Origin of the sequence: Archangium primigenium, from assembly GCF_016904885.1 — a bacterium.
In the GTDB taxonomy this organism is placed as follows: Bacteria; Myxococcota; Myxococcia; order Myxococcales; family Myxococcaceae; genus Cystobacter; species Cystobacter primigenius.
The window spans coordinates 2,794,024-2,820,573 of record NZ_JADWYI010000001.1 but is presented as its reverse complement, the minus strand read 5'-3'; the positions used below and the strand labels follow the sequence as shown (position 1 = coordinate 2,820,573).

27 protein-coding genes are annotated in these 26,550 nt (G+C 70.5%); 11 read left to right on the top strand and 16 right to left on the bottom strand.

Features of this window, described 5'->3' with window-relative positions; translation table 11 throughout:
• Positions 1–16 precede the first annotated feature (16 nt).
• Entirely contained in the window at positions 17–1,486 is a 1,470-nt protein-coding gene (locus I3V78_RS12035; RefSeq protein WP_204487243.1) for a glutamine synthetase family protein, read from the bottom strand.
• Between the two features lie 272 nt (positions 1,487–1,758).
• Between I3V78_RS12035 and I3V78_RS12030 the strand changes: the two genes are divergently transcribed.
• The 3 genes from I3V78_RS12030 to I3V78_RS12020 are packed head-to-tail and all read left to right on the top strand — an operon-like array spanning position 1,759 to position 4,201.
• On the top strand, positions 1,759–2,496 hold the full coding sequence (locus tag I3V78_RS12030; protein WP_204487241.1) for a glutamine amidotransferase: 738 nt from the start codon (positions 1,759–1,761) through the stop codon (positions 2,494–2,496).
• Positions 2,497–2,522: 26 nt separating this feature from the next.
• On the top strand, positions 2,523–2,981 hold the full coding sequence (locus I3V78_RS12025) for a hypothetical protein (protein ID WP_204487239.1): 459 nt from the start codon (positions 2,523–2,525) through the stop codon (positions 2,979–2,981).
• 32 nt (positions 2,982–3,013) lie between these two features.
• Positions 3,014–4,201, top strand: a complete 1,188-nt coding sequence (locus tag I3V78_RS12020; RefSeq protein WP_204487237.1) for an AI-2E family transporter — start codon at positions 3,014–3,016, stop codon at positions 4,199–4,201.
• A 12-nt stretch (positions 4,202–4,213) separates the two neighbouring features.
• On the opposite strand, the gene I3V78_RS12015 is transcribed toward I3V78_RS12020, so the two are convergent.
• Positions 4,214–4,528, bottom strand: a complete 315-nt coding sequence (locus tag I3V78_RS12015; RefSeq protein ID WP_204487235.1) for a hypothetical protein — start codon at positions 4,526–4,528, stop codon at positions 4,214–4,216.
• Positions 4,529–4,555: 27 nt separating this feature from the next.
• A complete protein-coding gene (gene rho, locus I3V78_RS12010; protein ID WP_204487233.1) occupies positions 4,556–6,184 on the bottom strand; it encodes a transcription termination factor Rho in 1,629 nt (542 codons plus the stop codon).
• 298 nt (positions 6,185–6,482) lie between these two features.
• On the opposite strand from rho, the gene ligA reads away from it, so the two are divergent.
• The 6 genes from ligA to I3V78_RS11980 all read left to right on the top strand — a co-directional run bounded on the left by ligA (position 6,483) and on the right by I3V78_RS11980 (position 14,323).
• The gene (ligA, locus tag I3V78_RS12005; RefSeq protein WP_204487231.1) at positions 6,483–8,510 is read left to right on the top strand and encodes an NAD-dependent DNA ligase LigA; all 2,028 of its coding nucleotides are present in this window, start codon (positions 6,483–6,485) and stop codon (positions 8,508–8,510) included.
• Positions 8,511–8,533: 23 nt separating this feature from the next.
• On the top strand, positions 8,534–8,833 hold the full coding sequence (locus I3V78_RS12000) for an acylphosphatase (protein ID WP_204496600.1): 300 nt from the start codon (positions 8,534–8,536) through the stop codon (positions 8,831–8,833).
• The gene (locus I3V78_RS11995) at positions 8,830–9,276 is read left to right on the top strand and encodes a DUF3052 family protein (protein ID WP_204487228.1); all 447 of its coding nucleotides are present in this window, start codon (positions 8,830–8,832) and stop codon (positions 9,274–9,276) included. The genes I3V78_RS12000 and I3V78_RS11995 overlap by 4 nt, the downstream gene beginning before the upstream one ends.
• Before the next feature lie 558 nt (positions 9,277–9,834).
• Positions 9,835–12,381: an Rne/Rng family ribonuclease gene (locus I3V78_RS11990; protein ID WP_204487226.1), complete on the top strand. Its 2,547-nt coding sequence runs from the start codon at positions 9,835–9,837 to the stop codon at positions 12,379–12,381.
• A gap of 86 nt (positions 12,382–12,467) precedes the next feature.
• On the top strand, positions 12,468–13,862 hold the full coding sequence (locus tag I3V78_RS11985; RefSeq protein ID WP_204487224.1) for a YihY/virulence factor BrkB family protein: 1,395 nt from the start codon (positions 12,468–12,470) through the stop codon (positions 13,860–13,862).
• A gap of 122 nt (positions 13,863–13,984) precedes the next feature.
• Positions 13,985–14,323 carry an HU family DNA-binding protein gene (locus I3V78_RS11980; RefSeq protein ID WP_204487222.1) on the top strand — a complete coding sequence of 113 codons (339 nt, stop codon included), beginning with the start codon at positions 13,985–13,987 and terminating at the stop codon, positions 14,321–14,323.
• A 9-nt stretch (positions 14,324–14,332) separates the two neighbouring features.
• On the opposite strand, the gene I3V78_RS11975 is transcribed toward I3V78_RS11980, so the two are convergent.
• From I3V78_RS11975 to I3V78_RS11925, 11 genes are all read right to left on the bottom strand, one after another.
• On the bottom strand, positions 14,333–16,405 hold the full coding sequence (locus tag I3V78_RS11975) for an FHIPEP family type III secretion protein (RefSeq protein ID WP_204487220.1): 2,073 nt from the start codon (positions 16,403–16,405) through the stop codon (positions 14,333–14,335).
• Positions 16,402–17,448, bottom strand: a complete 1,047-nt coding sequence (locus I3V78_RS11970; RefSeq protein ID WP_204487218.1) for an EscU/YscU/HrcU family type III secretion system export apparatus switch protein — start codon at positions 17,446–17,448, stop codon at positions 16,402–16,404. Before I3V78_RS11970 ends, I3V78_RS11975 begins: the two co-directional genes overlap by 4 nt.
• Entirely contained in the window at positions 17,441–18,238 is a 798-nt protein-coding gene (locus I3V78_RS11965; protein WP_204487216.1) for an EscT/YscT/HrcT family type III secretion system export apparatus protein, read from the bottom strand. Before I3V78_RS11965 ends, I3V78_RS11970 begins: the two co-directional genes overlap by 8 nt.
• Positions 18,235–18,504 (bottom strand): flagellar biosynthetic protein FliQ, encoded by a 270-nt coding sequence (locus I3V78_RS11960; RefSeq protein WP_204487214.1) that lies wholly within the window; start codon positions 18,502–18,504, stop codon positions 18,235–18,237. The genes I3V78_RS11965 and I3V78_RS11960 overlap by 4 nt, the downstream gene beginning before the upstream one ends.
• 4 nt (positions 18,505–18,508) lie before the next feature.
• Positions 18,509–19,177, bottom strand: coding sequence for a type III secretion system export apparatus subunit SctR (sctR, locus tag I3V78_RS11955; protein WP_204487211.1), 669 nt, complete (start codon positions 19,175–19,177; stop codon positions 18,509–18,511).
• The gene (locus I3V78_RS11950; protein ID WP_204487209.1) at positions 19,174–19,575 is read right to left on the bottom strand and encodes a hypothetical protein; all 402 of its coding nucleotides are present in this window, start codon (positions 19,573–19,575) and stop codon (positions 19,174–19,176) included. The genes sctR and I3V78_RS11950 overlap by 4 nt, the downstream gene beginning before the upstream one ends.
• Before the next feature lie 8 nt (positions 19,576–19,583).
• On the bottom strand, positions 19,584–20,663 hold the full coding sequence (locus I3V78_RS11945; RefSeq protein WP_338023539.1) for a FliM/FliN family flagellar motor switch protein: 1,080 nt from the start codon (positions 20,661–20,663) through the stop codon (positions 19,584–19,586).
• Between the two features lie 116 nt (positions 20,664–20,779).
• A complete protein-coding gene (locus I3V78_RS11940) occupies positions 20,780–21,124 on the bottom strand; it encodes a hypothetical protein (protein WP_275583482.1) in 345 nt (114 codons plus the stop codon).
• Positions 21,125–21,263: 139 nt separating this feature from the next.
• The gene (locus tag I3V78_RS11935; RefSeq protein WP_204487207.1) at positions 21,264–22,058 is read right to left on the bottom strand and encodes a flagellar M-ring protein FliF; all 795 of its coding nucleotides are present in this window, start codon (positions 22,056–22,058) and stop codon (positions 21,264–21,266) included.
• 12 nt (positions 22,059–22,070) lie between these two features.
• Positions 22,071–22,547, bottom strand: a complete 477-nt coding sequence (locus tag I3V78_RS11930; protein WP_204487205.1) for an ATP-dependent helicase HrpB — start codon at positions 22,545–22,547, stop codon at positions 22,071–22,073.
• An 11-nt stretch (positions 22,548–22,558) separates the two neighbouring features.
• Entirely contained in the window at positions 22,559–23,014 is a 456-nt protein-coding gene (locus I3V78_RS11925) for a hypothetical protein (RefSeq protein WP_204487203.1), read from the bottom strand.
• 226 nt (positions 23,015–23,240) lie between these two features.
• On the opposite strand from I3V78_RS11925, the gene I3V78_RS11920 reads away from it, so the two are divergent.
• The gene (locus I3V78_RS11920) at positions 23,241–23,567 is read left to right on the top strand and encodes a PilZ domain-containing protein (protein WP_204487201.1); all 327 of its coding nucleotides are present in this window, start codon (positions 23,241–23,243) and stop codon (positions 23,565–23,567) included.
• 3 nt (positions 23,568–23,570) lie between these two features.
• On the opposite strand, the gene I3V78_RS11915 is transcribed toward I3V78_RS11920, so the two are convergent.
• Complete coding sequence (locus I3V78_RS11915; RefSeq protein ID WP_204487199.1) at positions 23,571–23,960, bottom strand: response regulator; 390 nt, start codon at positions 23,958–23,960, stop codon at positions 23,571–23,573.
• A 214-nt stretch (positions 23,961–24,174) separates the two neighbouring features.
• On the opposite strand from I3V78_RS11915, the gene I3V78_RS11910 reads away from it, so the two are divergent.
• Positions 24,175–25,890, top strand: coding sequence for a DUF885 domain-containing protein (locus tag I3V78_RS11910; protein ID WP_204487198.1), 1,716 nt, complete (start codon positions 24,175–24,177; stop codon positions 25,888–25,890).
• Here I3V78_RS11910 and I3V78_RS11905 read toward each other — a convergent pair.
• Entirely contained in the window at positions 25,871–26,320 is a 450-nt protein-coding gene (locus tag I3V78_RS11905) for an inorganic diphosphatase (protein WP_204487197.1), read from the bottom strand. The genes I3V78_RS11910 and I3V78_RS11905 overlap by 20 nt on opposite strands.
• Positions 26,321–26,550 lie beyond the last annotated feature (230 nt).

Here is a 26,550-nt window from a genome sequence, read left to right as displayed (position 1 = left end):
GGTTCTCGCTCTCCTACTAGATGAGCTCCAGGTAGCGCTCGAGCTCCCAGCTCGTCACGGCGCGCTCGTACTGACGCGCTTCCCACTCGCGCGTGCGCACGAAGTGGTCCACGAACTCCTCGCCCAGGATCTGCCGGGCCCGCTCGGACTCCTTGAGCAGCGTCACGGCCTCCTTGAGCGTGCGCGGCAGGAGCGGCGCCTCGGAGGCATAGCCGTTGCCGGCGCAGCGCTCGGGCAGCTCCACCTCGTTCTCCACGCCCCACAGGCCCGCGGCCAGGCTCGCCGCCATGCCGAGGTAGGCGTTCATGTCCGCGCCCGTCTGCCGGTACTCCAGGCGCATGGACTTGGGGCTGTCGCCAATCACGCGCACCGCGGTGGTGCGGTTCTCCTTGCCCCACGTGGCGGTGGTGGGCGCCCACGTGTTCTCCACGCTGCGCTTGTAGCTGTTGATGGTGGGCCAGTAGAGCGCCGTGAGCTCCGGCATCAGCGCGATCTGCCCGCCGAGGTAGTGGCGCATCGTCTGGCTCATGCCGTCGCGGTCGTCCGGATCGTGGAAGACGTTCTCGTCCTCCTTGAGCGACCACAGCGACTGGTGGATGTGCCCCGAGCAGCCGGGCAGCTTCGGGTCCACCTTGGCCATGAAGCAGGCGGTGAGGCCGTGGCGCGCGCAGATCTCCTTGACCGCCGTCTTGAAGAGCACCGCCTTGTCCGCGATCTTCTCCAGCGAGTCGTAGCGGATGGCGGCCTCGAACACGCCCGGGCCCGTCTCGGTGTGGAAGCCCTCCAGCTCCACGCCGAAGTCGCGGCAGCCATTGATGATGGCGTGCACGAGCGGCGCGTTGAGCGAGGTGCGCAGCCACGAGTAGCCGAACATGCCGGGCGTCAGGGGCGTGAGCTGCGAGTAGCCCTTCTCCTTGAGCGTCTGCGGCGTCTCCTTGAAGATGAAGAACTCGTACTCGGCGCCGAACTTGGGCAGGTAGCCCATGTCGCGCGCGCGCTGGCCAATCTTCTGCAGCAGCTGGCGCGGGCTCGGCTCGAAGGGCGAGCCGTCCGGGTTCACGAAGTCCAGCAGGAAGGCGGCCGTGTCCGGCTCCCAGGGGATGATGCGCGCGCTGCTGGTGTCCACGCGGCACATGCCGTCCGGATAGCCCGTGTGCCAGCCCGTCACCTTCGTGTTGTCGAGCAGCTCGTCCGCGATGTCCCAGCCGAACACCACGTCACAGAAGCCCATGCCGCTCTTGCAGGCGGAGAAGAACTTCTCCACCGACACGTACTTGCCGCGCCACACGCCGTCCAGGTCCACCGCGCCGAGCTTCACCTGGCGAATGCCCTTTTCCTCGAACCACTTGTGCAGCACGTCCGTGCCCGAGGGAACGCGCCCCAGGGGCCTGCCGGTGTCGCGCTCCTTCTCCTTGTCCTTCGCGCGCGCCCGCCTGCTCGCGGGAGATGGCAACGTGATGACCTTCGCCTTGGAACGACTCGCCATTGGCCTCTTCCTTTTCCCGACGCCCATTCAGAAAGTGCCCCTTGTGCCGTCTTCTTTCAGTTTCCCCGGACGCGCGTGCCCACCGGGATCCCCACCACACCTCGCGATGCACAGCTTGAACCCAAGCCGCCGTGGCGCGAGTGTACGGGCAGGGGCCCTCCAAGATGTTCGGAATCCCGGACGGCACGTGTGAATTGGACGGACGTCAACACAAGCGGCAGCCGAACGTAGGGAACCCCCGCCGCCGCGGCAACCCGACCTGGAGCAAGACCATGAAGAACGTTCTCCTGTTGAAAGCTGGCGACGCGGCCCGGCCCGTGCAACTGAGCGTCGGCGACTACGAACACTGGTTCGTCGAGACGCTCGCGCCCGGCGGATGCCGCTTCGACATCCTCCACGTCCACCGCGACGCCCCCCTGCCCGCGAGCGCCGCGGGCTACGACGGGGTGATGATGACCGGCTCGCCCCTGTCCGTGACCCAGGTGGAGCCCTGGATGGAGCGCGCCGCGGACTTCATGCTCACCGCCGCCGCCCGGGGCACGCCGGTGCTCGGGGTATGCTTTGGGCACCAACTCCTCGCGCATGCCCATGGGGGCCGGGTGGTGCGCAGCACCCAGGGCCGGGAGATTGGCACCGTGGAGGTGCGGCTCAACGCCGAGGGGCGGGAGGACGCGCTCTTCGCGGGGCTGCCGGGCAGCTTCGCGGTGCAGACCACCCACGAGGACGTCGTGGAGCGGGTGCCCGAGGGGGCCACGCTGCTGGCGGGCAACGCGCACACCCCCATCCAGGCGCTCGCCTACGGGCCGCGCATCCGCGGCGTCCAGTTCCACCCGGAGGTGAATCCGGCCGCCATGCGCGCCCTCATCCTCGCGCGCGCGGAGAAGCTGGAGGCCGACGCCCCGCGCCATGGGCTCGCGCCCGGCGAGCGCGTGCCCCGGCTGCTGGCGGGAATCCTGCCCACCAGCGCCGGGCAGCAGATCCTCCGAAACTTCGTGGAGCGGTTCACCTGAGGACCCGCCTGGGGTAGGACTTCCCCATGGCGTCGCGCTGGGACTACCTCTTCGAGACCAAACCGGTTCCCATGATGGACCACCTCCTGGAGGAGGTGGCCAAGCTGCTGGCCAAGGACCTGCGGCAGTGGCCGCCCCCGGTGCAGGAGGTGGACCTGGACGTGGGCGGCACGTTCGCGCCCCTGTTCACCGAGCCGACCCCCCGCCCCGCCGAGGCCGTCTACGACGAGGCGCTGCGGCTGTCGCGCTGGGAGCTGGAGCGGGAGCACGAGGCGTACGACGACTACATGCGCAACAAGCGCTACCTGGAGCGGGGACTCGCGCCCACGGACCGGCTGCCGCTGCTCCTGCTCAACCGGTGGCTCGTGGACCAGATGCTGGGCCTGGGCGAGGCCACCGAGGGCCGGGTCAACCGCCGGTTGATGCTCAAGTGCCTGGAGCGGCTGGAGGCCCGTCGGCGGCTCATCCAGGGGCCCACCGCTTGAGCCCCAGGCGCCCCTCTGCCATAAGCCGCGCCATGCCGGAGCCTCACGAGTCGGACATCCCGGACCCGCGCCGCAAGCGCCTGGTCATCCTCGCCGGACTGTGGGCGGCCATCGCCGTCGTGCTGGTCGTGTTCCACTCGGTGCTGCTGCCCTTCGCCAGCGCCGCGCTCATCGCCTACCTGGTGCATCCGCTCGTCACCCGGCTCACGCGCGTGCGCGTGCGCGGCCACGCCGTGCCCCGCTGGGCGGGCATCCTGCTCATCTACTCGCTCTTCTTCCTCGTGCTCTACCTGTTCTTCATCGCCATGGTGCCGCAGCTCTACGGCGAGCTGGCGCGGGTGAGCCGCGAGGGCGTGGCCTTCGTCAACTCGCTCACGCCCGAGCGCATCCACGTGCTGGCCGACCGGGTGGAGGAGTGGCTGCGCGCGCGGGGCATTCCCGTGGCGCTCGCCACGCCCGCGGAGATGCGCAGCGGCACGCCCGGCGTGGGGCTGATGCTGGACATGGAGAAGCTCATCCAGGACAGCGCCGCGCAGTTGCGCCTGCTGGTGAGCCGGCACCTGGGCGACATCGTCACCCTCTCGCGCGGCATCATCACCTCGGTGGTGACGGGCGTGTTCATGATGTTCTTCATCCTCATGGTGGCCGCGTTCCTGTCCATCGACGCGCACGCCATCGTGGCCTACGTGACGAGCCTGCTGCCGGCCGAGTACGGCACGGATTCCCAGCGGCTGCTCGAGCGCATCGATCGCTCGCTGTCCGGCGTGGTGCGCGGCCAGGTCACCATCTGCCTCGTCAACGGGGCGCTCACCTTCATCGGGCTCTTGTTGTTCGGGGTGAAGTTCGCCTTCCTGCTGGCCAGCGTGGCCACGGTGTTCAGCCTCATCCCCATCTTCGGCACCATCCTGAGCTCGGTGCCCATCGTGCTCATCGCGCTGGCGGACGGCTTCCAGAAGGGCGTCATCATCCTCGTGTGGATCATCGGCATCCACGCGCTGGAGGCCTACTTCCTCAACCCGAAGATCATGGGCTCGGCGGCGCGCATCCACCCGGTCATCGTGGCCTTCAGCCTCATTGGCGGCGAGAAGATGTTCGGCCTGGTGGGCGCGCTCTTCGCGGTGCCCGTGGCCTCCATCCTCGTGGCGTGCTTCGACTACGCGCGCCTCAAGGCCCAGCCCACCCAGCCCTCGGCCATCGAGTTGTCGGGCGCGATCGACTGAGCCCGGGGCCGCTCAGCCCTGGCAGGCCGCCGCGCAGCGCGAGTCGCGGCAGATGACGGTGCAGCGGCCACACTCCAGGCCGTCCTCGGGACAGTCTCCGCCGCAGCGCACCCCGGAGCAGTTGGGCCCGTCCTGCACGTGCGTGGGCCGGGTGCCCAGGCCGCAGCACGCGTTGCCCGTGCAGTCCGCGTCCGAGTAGCAGACGCGGTCGGACTCGGACACGGGGATGTTGCCGAAGTCCAGGTCCACCGGCTCACAGCCCGCCAGCAAAACGAACGCCGCCCCCAGGGCGAGGGCGGCGAGAGAAGAACAACGGATGCGCGACATGAAGGCCTCCTCCAGGAGGCCCCGAGTCTAGCGGTTCATCGAGCCGAGGAACTCGGCGTTCGCCGCGGTGGGACGCATGTGTTTGAGCACGAACTCCATCGCGTCGATGGGCGTGAAGGGGTGGAGCACCTGGCGCAGGGCGGTGATGCGCACCAGGTCCGCCTGGGTGAGCAGCAGCTCCTCCTTGCGCGTGCCGGACTTGTTGATGTCCAGCGTGGGGAAGATGCGCTTCTCCATCAGCTTGCGGTCCAGGACGATTTCCGAGTTACCCGTGCCCTTGAACTCCTCGAAGATGACCTCGTCCATGCGGCTGCCGGTGTCGATGAGCGCCGTGCCGATGATGGTGAGGCTGCCGCCCTCCTCGATGTTGCGCGCGGCGCCGAAGAAGCGCTTGGGCTTGTGCAGGGCGTTGGCGTCCACGCCGCCCGAGAGGATCTTCCCCGAGGCGGGCACCACCGTGTTGTAGGCGCGCGCCAGACGGGTGATGGAGTCGAGCAGGATGCACACGTCATACTTCTGCTCGACCAGGCGCTTGGCCTTGTCGATGACCATCTCGGCCACCTGCACGTGGCGCGTGGCGGGCTCGTCGAAGGTGGAGCTGACCACCTCGCCGCGCACGTTGCGCGCCATGTCGGTGACTTCCTCGGGGCGCTCGTCCACGAGCAGCACGATGAGGTAGACGTCCGGGTGGTTCTTGGAGATGGCGTGCGCGATGTTCTGCAGGAGCACCGTCTTGCCCGCCTTGGGCGGCGCCACGATGAGGCAGCGCTGGCCCAGGCCGATGGGGCAGAACATGTCGATGATGCGCGTGGTCATCTCCGCCCCGTCGTGCTCGAGCTTGAGCTTGCGCGTGGGGTAGAGCGGCGTGAGGTTGTCGAAGAGGATGCGGTCGCGCGTCACCTCCGACAGGGGGTCGGCGAAGTTGACCTTGTCCACCTTCTGCAGCGCGAAGAAGCGCTCGCCCTCGCGCGGCTGGCGGATGGGGCCCGTCACCGTGTCGCCGGGCCGCAGGTTGAAGCGGCGCACCTGCGAGGGCGACACGTAGAGGTCGTCCGGGCTCGCCTGGTAGTCGCTGTCCGCGCTGCGCAGGAAGCCGAAGCCGTCGCTGAGCAGCTCCAGCACGCCCTCGGCGTGTACCTCGAACTTCTTGTCCGCGATGCCCGAGAGCAGCGCGAAGATGAGATCCTGCTTCTTGAGCCCCTGGTAGCCCTCGATGCCGAAGTCGTGGGCCATCTTCGCCAGGTCGGTGATCTTCATGCGCTTGAGGTCATTGAGCTTGATGACCTGCATGGGCGCCCCGTCGCGCGTCACCTCGGTGACCACGGGAGCGTCCGTCGCCTCGGGCGCCGGGGCCGGAGCCGAGGGCTCCTCCTCCCGCGGCTCCTCGGAGGCGCGCGCCTCCTGGTACTCGTCGTCCCGCACGGGCACCGGCTGGGACGGCATGGGCGTGAGCACCGGGCGCGGGGGCGCGGGGGCGGGGGCTGCCTCGACCGCGGGCTCCTCCTCGCGGCGGGCCGCCGTGCGGCGCGAGCGCGTGGGCTTCTCCGGCTCCTCGCGCTCCACCGTCTTGGCCCGTGTCGAGCGCCGCTTGGGCTTCTCCTCCTCGACAACCGGGGGAAGCAGAACTTTTTCCTTGGGTGAACGGGCTTTGGCCATGGTGCGGGGGTCACTGGCGGCGCGATGGGACGCGCCCGGGAATGTCGTGAACGATGTCCGGGGGAAACGCGGAACGCGAAACGCCCTCAGGGCGGCACCGGGATCCCTTCTTGCCGGGACCACGCGGGTGGAGGAACCTTGTGCTGGGAAGTGACGCCTGACGGGTAGGACAACCACCTCATGCGCGCCGCACGAGGTTATTGACCACCTCCGGAGCTGTCAAGGCATCCTCGCTTCCCACGCAGCCCAAGGCCGCACCGCCCCAGAATATTCCCGTCCAGCCGCCGAGCCTCCCGCCGTGACCGCCTCGAAAACCGCCGACGCCCTCCGCATCACGCAGCTCCGCAAGGAGCTCGCCCACCACAACCACCGCTACTACGTGCTCGACTCCCCGGAGGTGAGCGACGCGGAATACGACCGGCTGATGCGCGAGCTCCAGGAGCTGGAGGCGCGCCACCCGGAGCTCGTCACGGACGAGTCCCCCACCCGGCGCGTGGGCGGCGCGCCGGCGGAGAAGTTCGAGAAGGTGCGCCACCGCGAGCCCATGCTGTCGCTGGCCAACGTCTTCGACGACGAGGAGCTGAGCGACTTCGACGAGCGCATCCGCCGCCAGACGGGCCTCGCCAAGGTGGGCTATGTGTGCGAGCCCAAGCTGGACGGCCTGGCCATCACCCTGCGCTACGAGGACGGCCGCTTCGTGCGGGGCGCCACCCGGGGGGACGGCACCGAGGGCGAGGACGTGACGGGCAACCTGCGCACCATCCGCGCCCTGCCCACCGAGCTGATGGCCGAGCCAGGGGTGAAGGTGCCCGGCGCCATCGACGTGCGCGGCGAGGTGTTCATCTCCAAGAAGGACTTCAAGCGGCTCAACGACACGCGCGAGGCGGAGGGCGAGCCGCTCTTCGCCAACCCGCGCAACGCCGCCGCCGGCAGCCTGCGCCAGTTGGATCCGCGCATCACCGCCTCGCGCCCCCTGTCGCTCTACCTCTACGAGTGCGTGCCCGGCGAGGGCGTGCCCGCCTTCCGCTCCCACTCGGAGAAGCTCGCCTACCTGCGCTCGCTCGGCCTGCCGGTCAACCGGGCCGTGGCGGTGGAGGACGTGGACGGGGTGCGCGCGCAGTACCGCGCCTCGCTCGAGGGCCGCCACGCCCTGCCCTTCGAGGTGGATGGCATGGTGGTCAAGGTGGACGAGGAGGACCTGCGCCGGCGCCTGGGCCAGGTGTCCAAGAGCCCGCGCTGGGCCGTGGCCTACAAGTTCCCGCCCGAGGAGGAGTCCACGCTCGTGGAGTCCATCCAGGTGTACGTGGGCCGCACGGGGGCGCTCACGCCCGTGGCCCACCTCAAGCCGGTGAAGGTGGGCGGCGTCACGGTGAGCCGCGCCACCTTGCACAACGAGGACGAGCTGCGGCGCAAGGACGTGCGCCAGGGCGACACCGTCTTCATCCGCCGCGCCGGGGACGTGATTCCAGAAATCGTCAAGGTGGTGGAGGGCAAGCGCCCCGAGGGCGCCCAGCCCTTCGTGTTCCCCACCGAGTGCCCGGTGTGCCACGCGGCCGCCACGCGGGACGAGGAGGGCGCCATCATCCGCTGCACGGGCGCCACCTGTCCCGCCCAGCTCGTGGAGAAGGTGCGCCACTTCGCCTCGCGCACCGCCCTGGACATCGAGGGCCTGGGCGAGAAGCTCGCCGCCCAGCTCGTGGAGTCGGGGCTGGTGAAGACCTTCGCGGACGTCTTCCACCTCACGCGCGCGCGCCTGCTCACGCTCGAGCGCATGGGCGAGAAGAGCGCCGACAACCTCCTGGCCAGCATCGAGCGCGCCAAGCAGACCACCCAGCCGCGCTTCCTCTACGCGCTGGGCGTGCGCCACGTGGGCGAGTCCACCGCGCGGGTGCTCGCCGAGGCCTACCCCGACGTGCGCGGCCTGTACGAGGCCTCCATGGAGGACATCACCCGCGTCAAGGACGTGGGCCCCACCATGGCCGCCGTCATCCACACCTTCTTCCACGAGCCCCTCAACCGCGACGCCATCGAGGCCCTGCTCGCCGCGGGCGTCTCGCCCGCCGCCCCCGTCATCGTCAAGACGGGGCTGTTCGCCGGCCAGACGGTGGTGCTCACCGGCGGCATGAGCGCCATGAGCCGCGAGCAGGCCAAGGAGGAAATCGAGCGCCGGGGCGGTAAGGTGTCCGGAAGTGTCTCGCGCAAGACTGACCTCGTGGTGGCGGGCGAGGACGCCGGCAGCAAGCTGAAGAAGGCCCAGGAACTCGGGGTAAGAATCCTGGACGAGCAGGGCTTCTTGCAGCTGCTGCAGACGGACGCGAGGGGATAGGGCATGTGGGCATGAGCGAGCGCATGAACGACGGCACCCAGGACAGACGGCGCGTGGTGCTGCGCATCCGGGGCACGGTGCAGGGGGTCTCCTACCGGGAGAGCGCCCGCGCCGAGGCCGTACGGCTGGGGCTCACCGGCTGGGTGCGCAACCGCTCGGACGGCTCCGTGGAGGCGCTCGCCGAGGGCCCCGCCCCCGCCCTCGACGCCTTCACCACCTGGTGCCACCAGGGCCCTCCCCTCGCCCGGGTCACGGACGTGGCGCGCGCCGAGGCCCCGGCGCTCGGGGAGTTCACTACCTTCATCGTGGAGCGCAGTTCATGAATCCCTACGCGCCAGCCTCCTTGAGCTCCATGCTGGGCATCAAGTCGGGCAGCAAGGTGTCCGTCATCAACCCCCCGCGCGGCTTCGTGCAGCGGCTCAACCCCCTGCCCGAGGGGGTGGAATTCCTCATCACCGCCCAGACGGGCCTGGACATCATCCTCTTCTTCACCCAGGACACGCACGAGCTCGTCCAGCGCTTGCCGGCCCTCTCGCGCGCCATGACGCTGCAGGGCGGCATCTGGGTGTGCTGGCCCAGCGGCGAGGGCATCAAGACGGCCCTGTCCGAGGACTTCATCCGTCAGGCCGCGCTCGACATCGGCATGGTGGACAACAAGTTGTGCCTCATTGATTCCACCTGGACGGGCCTGCGCCTGGTGCGTCGGCCCCGGGGCCGCCTGGACAAGCCGGACCACCGCAAGCGCGCCCCCACCGCCCAGGCCTGACCCCCCCCCGGGCCCCCAGACCGGCGGACGGCGTCCATTGGACATTTTCCACGTCCCGCCTTTACACGCCGGATCAAGCGTGAAAACCTTTTGGGGTTTTCAGGCCTCGGAACTCTCCGCCAGGGGCGGGGGGTTCAGTCGCCAGTGGATTCGAGATTTCAAGACGGGTGCGTTCCCGGCAACCCGGACGCGCTTGCCACTCCGAGCTTCTCGCCGCCCCCAAGGCGCCCGCGGATGGGCACCGACCGGGTGAGGAAGGCCAGCAGCCGGAAGGCACGAGCGCCTGGACTGCCTCGAACGCTCGATATGGCAGCCAGTCCCGCCCGGCGAGGTGCCGGTAGCCGCGGGACGACATGACACCGGAGGAGCAGGTCGTGGTCCCCTCAGCCCCCTCTCGCGCGCGAACAGCCCCCTCCCGCATCCGCGGGCGGATCCGCGTCCGCGCACGGGCAGGAGCCAGGACCGCCTCTCCCCTCGCAGCGCGCTCGGTAGCGGCAGACGCCGTCGACTCCCGTCCGCCGGAGTCCCCGCGCCCGCGCGCGCGCCCAGGATTCATCCATGAGCAGCATCCTCGTCATCAACGCCGCGGGCCGGGAGACCCGGGTCGCCCTCGTCGAGAACGGGCACATCGCGGAGTTCTACCTCGAGCGCAAGAAGGACAAGGGAGTCGTCGGTAACATCTACAAGGGCCGCGTGGTCCGGGTGCTCCCCGGCATGCAGGCGGCCTTCGTGGACATTGGCCTGGAGAAGGCGGCCTTCCTCTACGTCAGTGACGTGGTCTACGACCCGGACTTCGCGCGCGCCCAGTTCGAGCTGACCGAGGGCGAGCACGAAGAGGCCATGGACGTGCCCGAGGAGTCCGAGGCCATGGCCGCCGAGGAGGCGCACCATGAGCCCGCGCCCCCCGAGCACGCCCACGCCGAGCCCGTGCCCACCGAGCCCGCGGTCGCCGGGCCCGTGCCCGAGGCCCCCCTCCCGGCCGAGGCGTCTGGCCACGGGGCAGAGGCCACCGAGGCCTCCGCCGAGCCCGCGTCCGACAGCCCGCCCCCCTTCGTGCCGCCCGCGGCCGAGGCGGAGGCCCCCATGTCCGCCCTGGAGGCGGCGCCGCACGAGTCGCCCCTCGCCCTGGAGTCTCCCGCGCACCACGAGGCCCCCGTGCCGGTGAGCGAGGCGGCGCCCCCCACCGTGGAGCTCGCGCCCGAGGCGACGCCGGTCACCGCCTCCGAGTCCGCCCCCCAGGCCGAGTCCGCCCCCCAGGCCGAGTCCGCGCCCCAGGCCGAGTCCGCCCTCGCCCGGCCGGAGCAGGCCGCCGGCGAGCGCCGCGCCCCCCGGGAGCACCGCGAGGCCGCGCGCGAGGCGCGTGAAGCCCGCCGTGACCCCAAGGAGTCCAAGGAGCGCGGCGAGAAGGAGCGCGGCGACAAGGACAAGCGCAACAAGCAGCGCGACGAGCCGCAGCGCAAGCGCGAGGAGGACAAGAGCAAGCCGCGCAAGACGGCGAAGATCGAGGATCTGCTCAAGGTGGGCCAGGAGGTCGTGGTCCAGATCTCCAAGGATCCCATCGGCACCAAGGGCGCGCGCCTCACCTCGCACATCTCCATCCCGGGCCGCCACCTGGTGTTCATGCCCACGGTGGACCACGTGGGCATCAGCCGCCGCATCTCCAACGAGAAGGAGCGCAAGCGCCTGCGGGAGATGGTGGACCGCTTCCGCCCGCCGGGCACCGGCTTCATCGTGCGCACGGTGGCCGAGAACGTGCCCCAGGAGAAGCTCGAGAGCGACATCCGCTTCCTCATCGAGGTGTGGAACCAGGTCGTGCGCCGCAACGAGAAGCGCGGCGGCTCGGGGCTCCTGCACCCGGACCTGGATCTCATCCTGCGCGCCACGCGCGACCTGTTCGCCCATGACGTGGAGAAGCTCGTCGTGGATGACCGCGAGGAGTACGAGCGCATCCTCGGCTTCGTGAACGCGCAGGACCCGGCGCTCAAGGACCGGGTGGTGCTGCACGAGTCGGACGAGCCCGTGTTCGACGCCTACGGCATCGAGCACGAATTGCAGCGCGCCACCCAGCGCAAGGTGTGGCTCAAGAGCGGCGGCTACCTCATCATCGATCAGGCCGAGGCGCTCACCGCCATCGACGTCAACTCGGGCCGCTACGTCGGCAAGAAGAGCCTCGAGGAGACGATCACGAAGATCAACGTCGAGGCGGCCAAGGAGATCGTCTACCAGCTGCGGCTGCGCAACATCGGCGGCATCATCATCTGCGACTTCATCGACATGGAGAAGACGCAGAACCGCGACAAGGTCTTCAAGTCGCTACAGGAGGCGCTGGGCCGGGACAAGGCCAAGACGAACGTGCTGCGCATCTCCGAGCTGGGCCTCGTGGAGATGACGCGCAAGCGCGTGCGCGAGTCCATCGGCCGCGTGCTGCACGAGGACTGCCCGTACTGCGACGGCAAGGGCTTCGTGAAGACGGCCACCACCGTGGCCTATGAAATCTTCGGGGAGATCCGCCGCGAGGCCCCCGGCTACAAGGATCCCACGCTCGTCATCAACTGCAACGCCGAGGTGGCGCGGCTGCTCCAGGGCGAGGAGCGCCAGGAACTGCGCCACCTGATGGACCGCTACAACAAGTCCATCCAGGTCAAGGCCCAGCAGAACTACCACCGCGAGCAGTACGACGTGTACGGCCGCAGCGCCCAGGGCGGAGACCACAAGGTGGCCTCCTCTCCGGGCTCCGGAGACGGCGAGCTGTCGATGCAGCGCCGCCCCGAGAACGGCGGCGGCGGCGGTGAGCGCGGCTTCCGCGCGGAAGGCAACCGCGAGCGCGAGCGGGAACGCTCGGGCGGCGGCGGCGGTGGCGGCGGCCGTGACCGGGAGCGCTCGGGTGGTGGCGGCGGTGGCGGTGGCGGTGGCGGTGGCGGCAATCGGGACCGCGGCGGAGGCCGTGACCGCAATGGGGGCCGTGACCGCAATCGGGGAGAGCAGCGCCGCTCCGAGCCGCGTGAGGCCCGGGGCCAGCAGACGTCGCCCTCCGGAGAGTCCTCGGGTGGGGGAACGCCTCCGTCCTCCTCCGGGAATGGTCAGGGCTCCGGAAACGGGAACTGAGGGATGAACGGATGCCCGAGGGGCGAGCGAGCCAGGAAGTCCGCTGGCCGGTCCCCCTCGGCATTGGTTAGCCTGGGGGGCCGCGGATGAGCCCCTTCCCTCCCCCCGTCCTCCGACACGCACGTACCCTCTGGGCGACCCTGGCCCAGAGCCGCTCGGGGCGTTTCGCCGGAGACACGCTGGCCGCCCTCCGGGAGCTGGCTCGGGGATTCCAAGGCGAGAACATCCGCCTGCGGGCCGCGGCGCTCACCTACATCAGCGTCTTCTCGCTGGTCCCGCTGCTGACGGTGGTCCTGGGCATCCTGGGCGCCTATCACCAGAGTGCCTTCCAGTACCGGCTCCGGGGATTCATCTCCGCGGTGCTCGCCCCGGGCGTCCGCGAGGAATCGGCCGCCTTGCTGGAGCGGTTCCTCGAGCCAGGCAACGCGACGGCCATCGGGAGCGCGGGCTTTCTCGGCCTGCTGCTGTCCGCGGGCTCGCTGCTGCACAACATCGACGTCTCCCTCAATGAGATCTGGGGCGTGAAGAACCACCGCTCCTGGTGGGTCCGGGGCCTCGTCTACGCCGGCCTGCTCCTGTTCGGGCCGCTCATGCTGGCCTTGTCCTTCGCGGGCACCAGCGGCGTGCGCTCCCTGCTCAGCGGCACGCACACCGCCCTCGTGCTGGAAGTCTTCGAGTCACTGTTCGGCGCGGTCTCTCCGCTGATGATCACCGGCGGGCTCACCCTCATCTACCGGGTGGCGCCCAACACCCATGTGCGGATGCGCTCGGCGCTCGCGGGAGGGCTGGTGGCGGGCCTGGCCTGGAGCGTGGCGCGGCACGTGTACACGGGACTCGCCGCCTACGGCTTTCGCAACAACCCGCTCTACGCGTCGCTCGGCGCGCTGCCCATGTTCCTCGCGTGGCTGTACGTGGACTGGCTCATCTTCCTCGCCGGCGCCCGCCTCTCCTACGCGGTGGAGCACGCCACCTTCCGCGACTCGCTGTCGGGCTTCGGCATGCACCCCCGGGCACGCGAGCTCGTGGCGGCCCGGCTGGCGCAGGAGACCTCGCTCGTCTGGTTCGATGGCGGCACGCCGCCCCTTCCCCGGGAGCTGGCCCTCGAGCTCCGGGTGTCCGAGGCCCTGGTGGACGAAGTGGCCGAGGCCCTGGTCCGCGCGGGCCTGATGACCCGCCACCGCCGGGGAGGGTTGCTGCCCGCCCGCTCCCCCGAGACGCTGACGCTCGCCGACCTGACCCTCGCCGTCCACGGCGTCTACGATCCCATCACCCCCGGGGCCTGGAGCCCCCCTCATGCCGAGGGCTTCGAGACCCTGGACGCCTTCTTCCGCCAGTCGGATGCCCTCGGCCTCGACGTCCTGCGCCGGACCCGCTGGATGGATCTCGCCATCCTCGTGCGGCCCGGACTCGCGCTCCCCCCCTCGCGTCCCGCCCACCTGGACGCCCCGTCCCTCGGGGCGGTGGATGGCGGAAATCCGTAACGTTTCTGGGAGGTTGGCGGCCCTCACGGCTTGCGCGCCGGATTGAGTCTGCTATCGTCCCGAGACTGACCATGGGCCACGCGCCCTGTGACGAGGGGTTACGCGGTTTGCGGGAGCATGCGATGCTCAAGTCCGATCTGATCAACGTCCTCGTCGCCAAAAAGGGCATGACGCAGAAGCAGGCCGAGGCCACGGTCGAGACGATCTTCGAGTCCATGAAGGACGCCCTGTGTCGCGGTGAGAACATCGAGATCCGCGGCCTGGGGGCCTTCCATGTGAAGAACTACCAGGGCTACCAGGGCCGCAATCCGAAGACGGGGCAGATCATCCCGGTGAAGCCCAAGCGGGGCCTGTTGTTCCGCACGGGCAAGGAACTGCGGGACCGGGTCAACCGGCCGCCGCCCCAGACGCCGCAGTCGGACGTCTCCTTCGACCCCAAGCGCGGCAGCGGCGGCTACTGACTTCCCGCTTCACGCCCCTGGGCTCACCGCGGAAAGCCGCCCCAGGGGGCGGATCCGCAGGTGTGCCTCCAGCTCCCCGTAGGTGAGGACCGCGACGTCGGGAAACGAGCCCTCGCAGAGCTTGCGCAGGGTCCGCCGGACGTCTGGCGCCGTGAGCAGCACGGTCTGTCCCCCCACGGCGATGCGTCCCACCCCCTCCAGGATTTCCGCGATGCGCTCGGGAGCGGGCGCGGGGCCTCTCGGGCCCGTGGCACGCAGGGTCTCCTCGATGTCCGGATCCACGAGGTAGGCGAAGAGGGGCCCGGAGGGCGCGAACTTGTGGCTCAGGTAGCTGGAGAGCGCCTGTCGACACCGCTCGGCCAATGCCGAGGCATCCCCCTCGGTGGTGGGCGCGACCAGGGCCTCGAGGATGGCGCGGAGATTGCGGATGCTCACCCGCTCCTCCACGAGCTTGCGCAGCACCTCCGTGAGCAGGGGCAAGGGGACCTTCTGCAGCGCCTCCTTGACCAGGGTGGGCGCCCGCGCCTCGAACCCATCCAGCAGCCCCTGCACCTCCTGGATGCCCAGGAAGGCCGCGGCGCGGGTGCCCACCAGGCCCCGCAGATGCTCGGCGATGAGCTCGCCGGCGCTCCGGACGGGCACCTGCGCCATCTCCAGACGGGCGCGACCGTCCGCCGGCACCCGGCTGATGGCTCTTCCCGAGAACGGCTCCACCACCGGCTCCGCCTGGAGCTCCAGGAACGACAGCTCCTCGGGCCGCGCCAGTGCATAGAGCCCCTCGGGCACCACCTGACCCACGCCCACGGGAACCTCGTCGAGCAGCAGCCGGTAGCTGCTGGAGGGAAGATAGGAGGCTTCCGTGCGCACCTGGATTCCCGGCACACGTACGCCCAGCTCCAGGAAGACCTCCTCACGGAGCCGATGCAGCACCTGGTGCACGAACTCGCCTCCCCGCGCCTGGGCCAAGGGCGTGAGATCCGACGCCAACTCCACCGTCAACGGCGCCACCCCCACGGGAGCCGTCTTGGGCTCGGAAGACGCCGCGGCGGCCCCGGATCCGGAGGTGTTCTCCCGCGAGGCCACCTCGGGAGCCTCCCGCGCGGACAGCGCTTTCATGCGCCGGAGCGCCTGGGCGAGGCCGCCCAGGCCCGCGGCGAGCCCGAGGAATGTCAGGTGCGGCATGCCCGGCATCAGGGCGAGCGCCACGCAGAGCGCGGCCACCACCCAGAGCGCCCGGGCCTCGCCAAAAATCTGGGAGCCGATGTCCGAGCCGAGCGAGTCCTCTTCCTTCTCGGAGGCCACGCGCGTGACCACGAGCCCCGCCGCGATCGCGATGCAGAGCGAGGGAATCTGGGACACCAGTCCATCCCCCATGGCGATGAGGGCATAGGTGGAAGCCGCCTCCGTCAGGGTCATCCCCTTCTGGAGCACGCCGATACAACTGCCCCCCAGGAGGTTCACCGCGACGATGACCAGCCCCGCGATGACATCTCCCTTCACGAACTTCATCGCGCCGTCCATCGCGCCGAACATCTGCGACTCGCGCTCCAAGTCCCGGCGCCGCTGGCGGGCTCGCGTTTGGTCGATCGCACCCGCGCGCAGGTCCGCGTCGATGGACATTTGCTTGCCAGGCATCGCATCCAGGGTGAAGCGCGCGGAGACCTCGGCCACGCGCTCCGCGCCCTTGGCGACCACGAGGAACTGCACCAGCGTGAGGATGGCGAAGATGACCGCGCCCACCACGTAGTCACCCCGGACCACGAACTCACCGAACGCCTGGATGATGTCTCCGGCATGGCCCTCCGCCAGGGCCAGCCGCGTGGAGGACACGTTGAGCGCGAGCCGGAAGAGCGTGGTGAACAAGAGCAGCGTGGGAAAGGACGTCACCCGCAGCGCGTCCCGGGCCTGGAGGGCCGCCACCAGCAAGGACACCGCCACCACCAGGTTGAGCGCCAGGCCCAGGTCCAACAACCAGGGGGGCAAGGGAACGATGAGCGCGCCCAATACCGCGGCCATCGCCACGGCGAGCACCCCCTCCGACGACTCCCGCGCCCGGAGCAGCATCTTCATCAAGGGATTCACGACGCCTTCCTTCCCGTCCGCACGTCCATGGCCATGCCCTCCCGGGCGACCCGCAGCACCGCCGCGGCCGCCTGGTACAACTCCTCGGGGATCTCCTCCCCCACGTCGTAGTGGACGAGGCCGCGCGCCAGCGGCACATCCCGCACCACGGGAACACCCAGCCGCTCGGCGTCCTGTCGCAGATGGAGTGCCTCCGCGTCTCGCGCCTTGCCCACCAGATAGGGCGCGGCACACTCGCCCGCGTCGTAACGGAGCGCGACCGCGATGTGCGTGGGATTGACGACCACGACCGTTGCCGCCTTCACGCCCCGCGCGCCTCCTCCCGCCGCCAGTTGGCGATGCGCCGCCCGACGCTGTCCCTTGTGGTGAGGGTCTCCTTCGCTCTCCTTGTGCTCGCGCTTCACCTCCTCGCGCGTCATCCGCAGGTCCTTGAGGTGCCTCCGGCGCTCGAGCAGGTAGTCCCCCACGCCCAACACCACGAGCACTCCGGCGAGTCGCGAGACGAGTGATTCCCCTCGCGCCAGTCCGTGCACCATGCCTTCCATCCCCGTCCCCCGGACCGCCCGGAGCACATCCGGTCCCACGAGCACGATCTCCCGCCATACGAGCCAGCCCAGGAGCGCCGCCACGAGCAGGGCCTTCACCCACTCGACCAGGGGCTTCATGCTGAAGAGCTTCTTCCACCCCTCCACGGGATGGATGCGCTCGAGGCGGGGCATCACATGGTCCGCGTTGAATTCCAGGCCGCTCATCGCCACCGAGACGCCCAGCGCCGCCAGCCAGGCCACGAGCAACGGCGGCCCCGCCCCCCATGCCAGCCAGACCGTCGCCTCCCGCAAGGCGCCCGAGGCGTCCTGCGTGAGCAACAGCTGGGTTGTCCAGGCCTCGAACTTCGTGATCACGCGCGGGAGCACCGCGGACAGACCCAGCCCACCGCCCAGCAAAACCACACTGGAGGACAGCAGCCGGCTGCGCGGAATCTGTCCCTTGCGGCGCGCCTCCCGAAGACGCCTGGCCGAGGGTTGCTCCGTCTTCTCACTCACCGTGCCCCCAGGTCAGGCGTCCAAGCACGTCCTCCACGGCCAGGACATCCACCCACAATCGCTCGCACAGGGCCCCCACCCCCAGCCACAACAAGGCGCCCCCCGCGAGAATGCGCAACGGCGCCCCCAGGTCCCTCGCGTTCAGGGCAGGCGCGACCCGCGACAACACGCCCAACAGCCCATCCACCGTCATCGTCACCACCGCCACGGGCACGCCCACGGAGAGACCCGTGGACAAGGCCTGGCCCACCAGCCCCACCACCTGCAAGCTCACGCCCTCGGAGGGCACGTAAGCGCCCAACCGGACCGGACCAAAACTCCGCAACACCCCCGCGAGGACCCACGGCATCGGTCCCCTCGTCATGGCCAGGCCGACGAGCAATTGGTACAGCATCTCCCCCGAGGCGGATTCTCGCGTCCCCGTCACCGGCAGGCTCGCCTCCGCGGAAGTCCCCCGGAACAGGTCGATGAACCGGCCTCCCATGCGTGCCGCGTCGAAGGGCAACGCCGCCACCAGGCCCAGCACCGTGCCGTAGGACAACTCCTTGAGGGTCAGGGCCATCAGGCCCACGGGTGACGTCACCGGCGCGCTCAAGGCCACTCCCGCGCCGTGATGGAGGAACAACGCGAGGCTCAGCACCACGGCGAGCTTCACCGGCATGGGCGTGGCCTGTCCCCCCAACAACGGACAGAGAAAGGCCACGGGCAACAGCCGCGCGGAACACAAGGCCACGGAGACCACGCCGCCCCCCCCTTCTTCCAGCGCGGCCCGCAGGAGGTCGAGGCTCATTGGCCCACCTCCGCGATGACGCCCAGGACCCGTTGGGCGAACACGGTGAGCTGTCCGGCGATCCATGGGCCCGCGAACACCAGTGCCCCGACCGCCGCGCACAACTTGGGCACCACCGTGAGCGTGCTCTCCTGCAACTGCGTGGTCGCCTGGAAGAGGCTCATCACGAAACCCACCACCAGACTCGCCCCGATGGGTGGCAAGGACGCCAGCACCATCAGGAGCAACGCCTCCCGCCCCAACGACAGCAAGACATCCGGACTCATGGCATCACCGGTAGCCGAGGACGAGGCCGCGCGCGAGCAGCGACCATCCATCCACCGCGACGAACAGAAGGATCTTGAAGGGCAGACTCACCTGGCTGGGCGACAGCGACTGCATTCCCAACGCGAGCAGCACGTTGGCGACGACCATGTCCAGCACCAGGAAGGGGAGAAAGACGAGAAAGCCAATCTGGAAGGCCTCCTTCAACTCGGTGAGGACGAAGGCGGGGATGATCACGAAGAGGTCCTCCGCCCCCACCCGCGCCGCGTCCTCCGGGGGACGCAACTCCCGCGCCATTTCCACGAGACGCTCCCGCTCCTCCACGCTTCCGTGTTTGAGCAGGAAGGACCGCAGGGGCTCGGTGACCTTCGCCGCGGCCTCCAGGATTCGCGCGCCGGAGTCCGCCTCTTGATGGACGGCCTGGCCCACGTCGTACATGCGCTCCACGACAGGCGCCATGACCAGACCCGTCAGCACCGCGGCGAGGCCCGTGAGCACGAGGGTGGGCGGGGCCTGCTGGGTGCCCATCGCCGAGCGCGCCAGGGACAGCACCACGGCGATCTTCGAGAAGGAGGTCAGCATCATCACCGCGAACGGCAGCACGGACAGCGCGGCCAGCATCCCCATCATCGACAAGGGACTGCCCGCGAAGGACATCTGGGAGAGGGACGTCATGACAACGGCCCCTCGCCCACGGCCCGCCCCATCCGAGGGCGCTCGGGCCGCGGCCTCGCGAGCACGGGACCGCGCGTCCGGCGAATCTCCGCGAAGGAGTCTCCGAAGACCACGAGGTAATGGCGGCCCTCCACGTCGAGCACCGCCACCCCGCAGCGCTGGGACAGGCCCGTCCGGGCCACCACCCGCAGGGGCTCCGCGCCAGGAAAACGGGCGCGGTTCCAGCCCCTGCGGCACCACCAGAACAACCCCGCCCCCAACACGAGGGCGCCCCACAACATCCGCGCCGTGGACGTGGCGGAGGTGTCTTGCCCCCACGTCAAGGCGAGCCACAGCGTCAACATTCCTCCGGCGAGCAGGAGCCGGGAAGACACACGTGCGTCAGGAGGTGTCGTCATGCCCGGGCTCATGGCAGCAGGCAGAGGATTCGCGCCCCGACCTCTCCCTCGATGTCGACCAACTCCGCCCGCGCCACGGCCCGGTCGCCCACCCGCAGCACGACCGGCTCACTCGCGCTGATGCGCAGCGGCAGCAATCCGCCGGGCTTCAACGCGGCGAGCTCGGAGAGCGGCAGCAGGCAACGCGTCAGCTCGATCTCCACCTCCACCGGCAGGGGCGGCATGCCCTCGCTCCGTTCATTCACCTGCGTCACCATGTCCAACTCCTGAAGCGCGCCGCGCACCTGTACGCGGCTCCATGAAAAGCCCTCGGGACCCACCGTCCCCCCCAGCTCGAAGCCGCTCGACACCAGGCGTCCCGCCCCCACCAGCGCCGCGCCGTCCCACCGCACGCCCTCGAACAGCACGACGTCCCCCTGCCCCAGCGCGCGCCAGGACTCGCGCGGCAGCGACGCCCGCCCGAGCCGGCACCCGGCCACCACCTTCGCCGCCAGCACCTCGGGCGCGAGCCCTCCATCCCGCTCCAGCGGCAGGTCCCCGCACGCGCTGTCGAGCACCTGGGCGGGCAGGAGCAGCCGTCCCCCCGCGGTCGTCCCGCCCACCGTCACCCGCAGCTCCACGCCCAGGTGTCTTCGCCGGGCATCCATGCGCGCCAGCGTGTCCGTGCGATTCATCGTCACGCCGGTGAGCCGCGGACCGAACCGGCGCCACAGCTCCTCCTGGCCTCGCAGCACGTCCAGCACCGACAACCCCACGAAGGCGAACGACGCCTCCTCCAGACGGGTCAGGCCCGTGAGCGGACACGGTCGGGTGGCCGTGCCCGACAGGCGATCCAGGACGGCGAAGAGGACGGCGGGCTCCAGTTCCAGGATCGCCAGGCCGCCCAACGAGGACAGATCCACCCAGGCGAACGCGGCCGTGTGCGCCAGCCCCGAGGCGGGCATCACCACCGCCTCCACCACGCGAGCCTCCACCCGAACCTCGCAGCCCAGCTCCCGCGTGAGCGCCGTCTCCACCGCCTTCAAGGCCCGCGCGCCCAGGCGACCCAGGTGGGGGCGCTGCTGGAGCGTCACATGGGCACGCGACACGCGCCGGACGCCCAACTGGCGAAGCCCCATCGGCACCACCCGGGTGGATTGAGAATGAAGGACAGAGGGACTTCCCATGATTCGCTCCATGCGCTCGCGTGAACGGCCCGTGCTGCTCAACGTGTGGCTTCCCGGATCAGCCGCTCGGCCCACGGCGCCACCGCCGCTGGGGCGGAAACGTCGAGCGGCGTGTCCCGCATCTCGGGGAAAAGGCCGCGGTGAAACGCGGGCAGTCGCTGGTAGAGCGCGCGCCGCAGGGCCTCGGGCGCTTCCTCCATCACCCGCCTCAACCGGACCGCCGCATCCGGCCGCCCCCCGAACTCCACCGAGACCCGTGCCTGCCGCCGCGCGGACGACAGCGCGATGAACTCGGCCAGATGCGCCTGGGCCCGCCCCACCACGTGCTCCGGCAAGCCCTCCAGCAGCGCCGCCGCGCGCTCCCGCCCGAAGATCAGGGCCACCAGGGCCCATCGCTCCAAGGGAAGCGCCTCCGGACCTCCCGGGCCCGGGGAAGCCCGCGGAGCGAGGCCCCGTCCCCCCTGGGTCTTGTCGTCGCCGGATGCTGGCGGGCGAACCCGCACGATGCGTGTCGCGTCCATGTCAGGCCACCTTGCGGGGACCGCCCGGCGTCACGACGGGACGCGTGGGCACGGGAGGCATGTTCGTCCTCGATTCCTCATGGGCCCTTCCCCGCCGCGCGCGCAGCGTCATGACGGACAAGCCCACGGACAGGCCGGTGATCACCAGACACAGCACCGCGAGCAGCACACGCAAGCGGCTCAGGACGGAGGGCCCGGGCGGTGGGGTCTCCACCCGCGTGGCCACTTCATCCACCATGAGGGACACCGCGTCGGCGGACAGGCCCTCCACGCCGCCCGCGACCAGGGCGCGCAGCATTTCCCGCGACGCCGCGAGCCGCGTGGCATGGCCCGGCGCCGCGCGCACCAGCGCCGAGGCCTTCGCCGGAACGGGCGACTGGCCGAATCGCGCCGGAGGTGGCACCACCAGATGCACCCGCGCGAACAGCACGCCCTCCACGGTCTGGAGCGTCTTCTCCAGTCCCCGCTCCAGCATCCGCCCCCGGCACAGCTGCTCCTCCAGGGGCGTGCGCACGAAGCCACCGCTCCCGAAGACGTCACAGCCCGTCTCCTCCGCGGGCCGCGGCAGACCCAGCTCGGCGAGGATGCGCACCGCGGCCGAACCCTGCTCCTCGGCCACCTCGATGGCCCACGTGGGCTTCTTTCCCGCCTCGGGCACCTTGCGTGCGTCGAGCCCCCGCTCGACGAGCACCCGCTGCAGCTCATTGGCCTGACGCTCATCCAGACCGTGTTGAATGCGATCCTGGCACCCGGTGAGCCACACGAGCAGCAGGAGGACACAGCGTCGCGCGTTCATGGACGGCTCTCCTCACACCTGGGTCTGCAGGATCTGCTTCACGCCGCCGACGGCCTTCTCGACGACCTTGCCGGCCAGATCGAGCTCCTGGCTCGCCCGGTACACATGCGCCTGGAACGCCAGCAGCTCCGCCGGCGAGAAGGACCTGCCGGACTCCGCCAGCGCCAACACGTGATCCAACCGCCGCTGGGCCTCGCCCACCTGGTCCAACACGCGGACCGCCCGAGACGGTGCCGCGGCGGACACCGAGGACACGCCGCCCACGGCCGCGTCCCCGCCTCGCGCCTCGCACGGGCCACGCACGGCTTCCGTCCGCTCGGCGGGCACGAGGTGGTGACGCCCCGCCTCGCCCGCCACCGGCACCCCCGGCGGCTTCGCTGGACCCTTCATGCCCTCGAGGAGTCGAGCGAAGTCGCCCTTCGTCGCCGAGGACTCCCCGACGGGCGAGACCCCCGCGCCGCCCAGCGCTCCCACATTGCCCATGGCCATGACGCGCGCCCCTAGCGGATGTTGTTGATGGCCGCCTTGGCCGAGTCGTGGCGCACCTTCATGATGTTGGAGAGCGCGTTGTGCGCCCGGCTCTCCGCCTGCATCTCGTTCTGCAGGCCCATGTAGGCGAGGTTCATCTTCGCGCCCTCCGCCTGCATCTCGCGCTGGGCCGAGAGCAGATCCCACTGCTCGCCCTGGGCCGAGGGCGAAGCGCCGCCCGCGCCCACCGGCAGGGACGTGGCCGCGGCGCTCCGCGCGGACGTGGCCGAAGCCACCACCGAGCCCACGCTCGCCACCGCCGCGCTCACCGCGGGCGCGCCCGGCGCGAACGACGCCACCACGCCCGCGCCCGAGCGCACCACCTCGCGCGCCGTGTGCGCCAACACCGTGCCGAAGTCGTTGCGGGGCGTCTGCCGCGCCACCGTGGGGGTGATGGACAGCCCGCCCAACCGATTGCCGTTCTCCATGTGAAGCCTCCTCGCATCGTGGATGCGCCGGAGCTTCTTCAGGCTTCGTGCCAGGCACCCGGCGCCCGTGTTCCCAGGCACCTGGCCACGACACCGGGGCCGCGAGGGCCCACCCGGTGGAGGTCATGTCCACGAGGGCGGACGGTGCGGGCGGCGGCTGAAAAGTTGCTACCCGCCCAGACTGCTACACACTCGTAGTCCCTTGTCGTACACCGAGGAGTTTCCGATGACGCCGCCCACCGATCCCGCCCGTCCCCAGGGGCGCTACCACCCGCGCGTGGATGCCAACTGGATGGTCCAGGTGCACCTGGGCGAGCGCCGGGTGCTCGTCAAGGCGCTGGACCTGTCCATGGCCGGCCTCTTCCTGCAGGGACACCCCGAGGACGCGGTGCGCAGGCTCACCCTCACCCTGCCGCTGCCGGGCGTGGGCGACATCACCACCACGTGCTGCATCGTGCGCCGCGAGGCGCATGGCGTGGCGGTGGAGTTCGACGAGCTGGACTGGGATCACCTGCTGCTGCTCGCGCGCTACCTCCACCCGCGCCTGCCCTGAGCCTCACTCCCCCTTGCGCAGCCGCTCCACGAGCGCCATCAGCTCCGCGCCCTTGAAGGGCTTCTGGATGTAGCCATCCGCTCCGGCGAGCGTGGCGCTCTCCATGTCGGACTTCTTGGACTTCGCCGAGAGCATGTAGACGGGCACCTTGGACGTCGACGGATCGCTCTTGAGCATCCGGCAGACCGAGATGCCGTCGAGCTGGGGCAGCACCACGTCCATCAGCACCAGTTGGAAGGACCGGCTCTTGGCCAGCTTGAGGCCCTCGACGCCGTTGGCCGCGCACACCACCTCCACGGCCCCGTCGCTCAGCATGGAACGCACGAGTTCCCGGATGACGGGCTCGTCCTCGACCAGGAGGATGTGGAAGGGCGTCTGCGGATTGGCGGCCATGGGTTTCACTCGTGTGCGGGCGCCTCCCCCTGGGGCTGAGGCAATGGCGCGGCGTGCCGCGCAGGATACAGCCCGGAGCCCATGCCGCCCAGGGTTGGATACACGGGAAGATGTCCGGTCTACCTCCGCCGTGGGGCAAAGCCCCCCAGGCCCCCCGGGAACATCCACCAGCCAACGCCTCGCCCCCCCGGGGCAGTGACTACCTTGGAGGACAATGAGCCCGGCTCCCTCACCCACCCTCACGGCCTTCACGGCACTGCGCGCCTCCTTCTTCCAGCGCTACCTGCGCGCCCAGCCGGAGGAAGCCACGACGCTCGGCCTGCACCACCTGGATGACCGGCTCAAGGACCTGTCCGACTCGGCCCTGGGGGATGAGTACGCGCTGCACCGCGACACGCTCGCCCAGTTGGAGCGGCTGCCCGTCGAGCACCTGCCCGCCAGCGATGGACTCGACTGGCGGGCGATGCTCGACCTCACGCGCTTCCACGTGCACGCCTACGCGGCGCTCGGGGCCCACCGGCGCAACATCGAGCTGTCGACCTATCCCCACACGATGGTGCAGTACCAGATCGGCCAGGCCGAGACGTCCGAGGACTGGGCGGCCATCGCCAGCCGGCTGGCGCGCATCCCCCTCTTCCTCCAGCAACAGGAGGCGCTGCTGCTCGCGGGACTGGCCTCGGACGCGCCGCCGGACCTGCACAGCGTGCGCGACTTCGCCGAGGACCAGCTGCCCGTCATCGCGCGCTACTACGAGATCCTCCCCCAACTGCCCGGTGCCCACGGGGTGGCGCTCACGGGCGGGGCCTCGCGCGAGCTGGAGCTGGCGGCCCGGGAGGCCCACGGCGCCTTCGCCGCGCACCAGCGCTTCCTCACCGAGCGGGTGCTGCCCCGGGCCCGGCCCGGCGTCGTGCTCGGCGCGGACGAGTACGCCTGGCGGCTCGAGCACATGTTCGGCATCACCGAGTCCCCCGAGGCCCTGATGCAGCGGGCCCGGGAGGTCCAGGAGGACGCCCAGCGCGCCATCGCCCGGCTCGCCCCCACGCTCGCCCGGGAGCTGCCCGACGCGCCCGCCTCTCTCGACAGTCTGGCCGAGGCCCGCGCCCTGCTCGCCCGGCTCGAGGCGCTCCACCCCGAACGGGACGAGGACGTCATCCCCCTGTACCGGGAGCTCGTGGGCCACACGGAGCAGTTCATCCTCGAGCACGGCATGTTCCACGTCCCCGAGGGCCTGCGCCTGGGCATCAAGGCCCTGCCCCCGGGCATGGTGGATGTGCGGGGCACCAACTGGCCCGCCCCGCTGCTGGACACGCGCAAGGTGGGCTGGTTCGTGGTGGCGCCCATGGCCGCCGCGCACCCCAAGGTCTGGGCCGCGCTGCTCGCGGTGCACGAGGGCATCCCCGGCCACTTCCTGCAGAGCGTCGCCTGGCAGCGCGCCTTCTCCCACCACCCGGCGCCGGTGCGCTTCCTGCTCGTGACGGACCACGTGGCCATGGCGCGCGGCCACTTCGGACCCATGCTCAACATCGAGGGCTACGCCACCTACGCCGAGGAGCGCATGCGCCGCGCCGGCTTCTACACCGCCGCGGAGGAGCTCACCGCGCTCGTGGCCCGGGCCCTGCGCGCCGTACGCGTGCGGGTGGACATCGGCCTGCACACCCGGCGCATGGACGACGCCACGGCGGTGCGCCACCTGGTGCAGGACGCCTGCATGCCCGAGCCCAACGCCCAGCGGGAAGTCCTCCGCTACAAGCGCATCCCCATGCAGGCCATCACCTATCTGCTCGGCGCGCTCGAGTTCGAGCGGCTGGAGGCCGACTGCCGACGCGAGCGCGGGAGCCACTTCGACGAGGCGCGCTTCCACGAGGAGCTGTTCTCGTTCGGCCCGGTGCCCCCCGCCCACCTGCGGCGCTTCATGCTGGCCCGTCCGTGACGCCCGGCAACCACCCCACGTAGCGCGTGGCCCCCGTGCGGCGGCCCCGCACCCGGTGCAGGCCCCGCTTGAAGAAGGCGTACACGTGGAAGAAGGCCGCCAGGCCCGCCCGGTCCGCCGCGCTCAACGGCCGGGGGCTGCAGATGACCTTGGGGTCCGCGCACCCCGCGTCCAGGAAGCCAATCACCCCCACCACCGGCAGCCGCACCCGCGCGCCCCGCGGCAGCCGCGGGCCCAGCACCACCACGTCCAGCGGATCCCCATCCCCCGAGTCCAGGCCGGGGATGCAGCCGTAGTTGTAGGGACACGGCAGCGGCGAGACGAAGTCCACCCCGCCCTCCGCCGTGCGCTTCACCACGGAGCCCCGGGGCGATTCGATCAGGATCTCGGGCTCGCTCGGCAGCCCAGCGGGGAAGGGAATCTCGGGCATCCGCACGGTGTAGCACGCCAGGGTCCCTGATCCGTTCCTTCGCGCACACCGGGGCCCCCCGCCCGCCACCCCCGCCCGCGCGGCCACCGTTGGCCAGCCAACGCCCGGACCGCTCACCGCTCCACAGACGACGGGAACTCTGTGGAACCGGGCACCGGCCCCCTGTCCGAAAGCACGGGGACCCCTGGCTTTCTTCCCGACCCCTGCCCACATCCCTGTGGGGCGGAATC